7 protein-coding genes are annotated in these 2,906 nt (G+C 37.2%); 5 read left to right on the forward strand and 2 right to left on the reverse strand.

Features of this window, described 5'->3' with window-relative positions; all coding sequences use genetic code 11:
* Positions 1-63: 63 nt before the first annotated feature.
* From ABF638_RS37490 to ABF638_RS37505, 4 genes are read left to right on the forward strand one after another with little or no spacing between them, the layout of a single operon-like run.
* Positions 64-399 carry a GUN4 domain-containing protein gene (locus ABF638_RS37490; protein WP_435027809.1) on the forward strand — a complete coding sequence of 112 codons (336 nt, stop codon included), beginning with the start codon at positions 64-66 and terminating at the stop codon, positions 397-399.
* Positions 396-710 carry a hypothetical protein gene (locus ABF638_RS37495; RefSeq protein WP_435027803.1) on the forward strand — a complete coding sequence of 105 codons (315 nt, stop codon included), beginning with the start codon at positions 396-398 and terminating at the stop codon, positions 708-710. The genes ABF638_RS37490 and ABF638_RS37495 overlap by 4 nt, the downstream gene beginning before the upstream one ends.
* Positions 711-742: 32 nt before the next feature.
* The gene (locus ABF638_RS37500) at positions 743-1,018 is read left to right on the forward strand and encodes a BrnT family toxin (RefSeq protein ID WP_435027804.1); all 276 of its coding nucleotides are present in this window, start codon (positions 743-745) and stop codon (positions 1,016-1,018) included.
* The gene (locus tag ABF638_RS37505) at positions 1,002-1,235 is read left to right on the forward strand and encodes a hypothetical protein (protein ID WP_435027805.1); all 234 of its coding nucleotides are present in this window, start codon (positions 1,002-1,004) and stop codon (positions 1,233-1,235) included. The genes ABF638_RS37500 and ABF638_RS37505 overlap by 17 nt, the downstream gene beginning before the upstream one ends.
* 224 nt (positions 1,236-1,459) lie before the next feature.
* On the opposite strand, the gene ABF638_RS37510 is transcribed toward ABF638_RS37505, so the two are convergent.
* Entirely contained in the window at positions 1,460-1,903 is a 444-nt protein-coding gene (locus ABF638_RS37510; RefSeq protein ID WP_435027806.1) for a DUF29 domain-containing protein, read from the reverse strand.
* A gap of 122 nt (positions 1,904-2,025) precedes the next feature.
* Between ABF638_RS37510 and ABF638_RS37515 the strand changes: the two genes are divergently transcribed.
* Complete coding sequence (locus ABF638_RS37515; protein WP_435027807.1) at positions 2,026-2,613, forward strand: Uma2 family endonuclease; 588 nt, start codon at positions 2,026-2,028, stop codon at positions 2,611-2,613.
* A gap of 80 nt (positions 2,614-2,693) precedes the next feature.
* Here ABF638_RS37515 and ABF638_RS37520 read toward each other — a convergent pair.
* On the reverse strand, positions 2,694-2,906 hold a 213-nt coding region (locus ABF638_RS37520; RefSeq protein WP_435027808.1), incomplete at its 5' end, for a hypothetical protein.

The raw sequence follows: 2,906 nt of genomic DNA on the forward strand, positions 1-2,906 counted from the left end.
GAGTTAGTGTAACTAGATATGTAAAGTTTTGTATTAGGATTCAACATTTCTGGTTCAGAACATATAAAAGTTCTTCCAAGAAAAGACTTAAATAATATAAATAAACTCTGGTTAAAATATAGCAATGGGCGGTTTGGATTTAGCGTTCAAAAACGCATTTGGAAACGTCTTGGAGGCGGTTCAGATACAACTTATAATAGTGAAGAAATACAAGAAAAATTTGGTGATGAAGTTGGCTGGCGGAAAGAAGGAGATTGGGTATATTACTCGGATATTTACTACTCGCGGACAGCACCATCTGGGCATCTTCCAATATGTTTAATGCTAAACTCAGAGAAATCTGAGCGATGTGATATTGATTTTGAAATACTAGAAGTCATTGTTGGGCGTATATCATGACTATTCGTGAAACTGCGATCGCAAAATTGCAGCAAATTTCTGAACTACTCTTGCAAGAAGTGACCAATTTCATTGATTTTGTTATCCACAAACATCAAGTTAAAATTGCTGACAGTCAGCCTAATGAAACGCTTGTAGAAAAATGGTTACAATGGTTTGAGGCTGTGGATTTCCTAGACGTATCTCCACCTGAATCAGTCAGCAACTATCAGCAACTACCTACTCAAAAAGTATCGCCAACAAAGGCTAGAGCTATGATCCTGTGCGATGCAGAAGTCGTTCTGGCTTTTGATCAACAAACAGCCTGTTAAACTCTGCAAAGGAAAGGCAAAGAGATTTGTAAATGGAATTTGAATGGAATCCAGATAAAGCGACATTAAACCTTGAGAAACATGGTGTTTCTTTTCAGGAAGCTGCAACCGTATTTAATGACCCGCTATCCATAACTTTTCCTGATCCTGACCACTCCGTTAGAGAAAGTCGCTACGTTATTATTGGCTTATCTAGGTTTGAACAACTTTTAGTTGTTGCACATACTGATAGAGGGGAAAAGATACGAATTATCAGCGCCCGAAATGCTACCCGTCAAGAGAAGAGGTTTTATGAACAAGGAAGTTGAAAACGAAATGGAAGATGAATTACGTCCTGAGTACGAGTTCGCTCAAATGGCAAGCGGGGTTAGAGGTAAATATGTTGAACGGTATCGTACAAAAACGAACCTAGTACTTTTAGCTCCCGATGTTGCCCAAGCTTTTCCCAACGATGAAGCAGTGAATGAGGCATTAAGGTTGTTAATCCAGGTCGCCCAGCGCCAGCAGCCTAACACAACGACCTGATCTGGATCAGATCAGATTATTTGAGCAAATTTATGAAGGGGCAATCATTGAGACAGCAGGCAGGTAATCTGATAGAGAATTATTCAGATGGTAAACTAGCAGAATAAAATTTTTTGCAGAAGTAATTGTGATGGCTATTCGTGAAACTGCGTAGGCGTAGCCCGTCGTAGACATCGCTTTTGGTGCTGCTTTGATTTCCCCACAATCAGATAAGACTGATATCTTTAAGGTAAATAATTATCATCTAGTAATTGAACAAGAGTGTAAGGACACTTTTCTAGAAAAATAGTTAAATCGGTTTTAATTTTCACAAAATCAACCGCACTTTGATAAATATTCTCTAAATCATCCTGTAACTTGTTTATTAAATTCGTCGTTAAATGATTATTTAAGTCATATCTAAAGGTTTTGATTTCTCCAATCCAATGACGATAGTTTCTCTCATATTCTATCTGCCAATATTGGATTAATAATATATGAATAATAATTTGCCTTAAAAGACCTTTGGCTTTAGCTAAATCTCTTTTGCCCAAACTGATTAATTCCTCAATTAAGTTTTCTAAATCAAGTTGGTTAAACTGTTTTTGTTTTAATAATTCAATAGTTTTTTCTAACCATAAATTCTCATCGGTTTCATAAAGTTGCTTTAAGTTGGTAGTAATTGTCATATTTTTACCTTCTACCTACATTCCATAATATGATCATATACAATTATAAATTTATAGATGCAAACCAACAAAATACAGATAAATTGTTAAGTTGTGCAATAATTCCTAAGTGACTCTACATTATGAAAAATATTGGGTTGACGCAAGGAAAAATTACAGTTACAAAAAGCGCGACTTTAGAAGAGTTCTTAAAACTTCCATACATTGAAGAGTCACCAGCTTGGGAATATATTAACGGAGAGGCAATTCAGAAACCTATGGGAGGAGGTAAACACAGTTTATTGCAAAAACGTTTAGTTGCAGTAATTGATCCGTTGGGCAGTAACTACGAAGCCTTTCCTGAATTACGCTGTACCTGCGGTAATCGTTCAGTAGTTCCTGATGTGGTTGTGATCTCTACCAATCAAATACCACTGGATGAGAGTGGTGATATTATTAGCAGCGGGATTGATTTTGCACCCCCTTGGATCATCGAAATTCTTTCCCCTGCTGAAAGTCAAACGGAAGTAACTGGCAATATTTTACACTGTTTGAGAAATGGCAGTCAGCTAGGATGGTTGATTGATCCAAGTGAACGTTGTATTTTAGTTTATCAACCTAATTCTTTACCAGATTTGTTAGCAGGACAAGATATATTACCAGTGTTAGAAGATTTAAATTTGACGCTCTCTGTTGATGAATTTTTTGCTTGGTTACAGCGAAAAATTTGACATCACTGGATTTGTGCAGAAACTCACAAGATGTAGTCAAACTTGGTGAAAGCGCCAAACACATAACATTATGCGTAATTTCACATCATCGGTTGTTGTGACATCAATTCTATAACGGTGCAAGCCAAGCGCAATCCACCAGCCAGAAGGTATTCTGACAAAAAGCGATACCTACGGTAAGCAGCGCTAACGCATTGTATCTTGCTGCAAAGGTACTGAATCACAGCGTCTTCTGTAAGATATAGCAATCCTAAATGAGTTGTGAAAATGCGCGATGTCCAGATCCCCGACTT

Origin of the sequence: Nostoc sp. CALU 1950, assembly GCF_051172895.1 — a bacterium.
Lineage (GTDB): Bacteria > Cyanobacteriota > Cyanobacteriia > Cyanobacteriales > Nostocaceae > Nostoc > Nostoc edaphicum_A.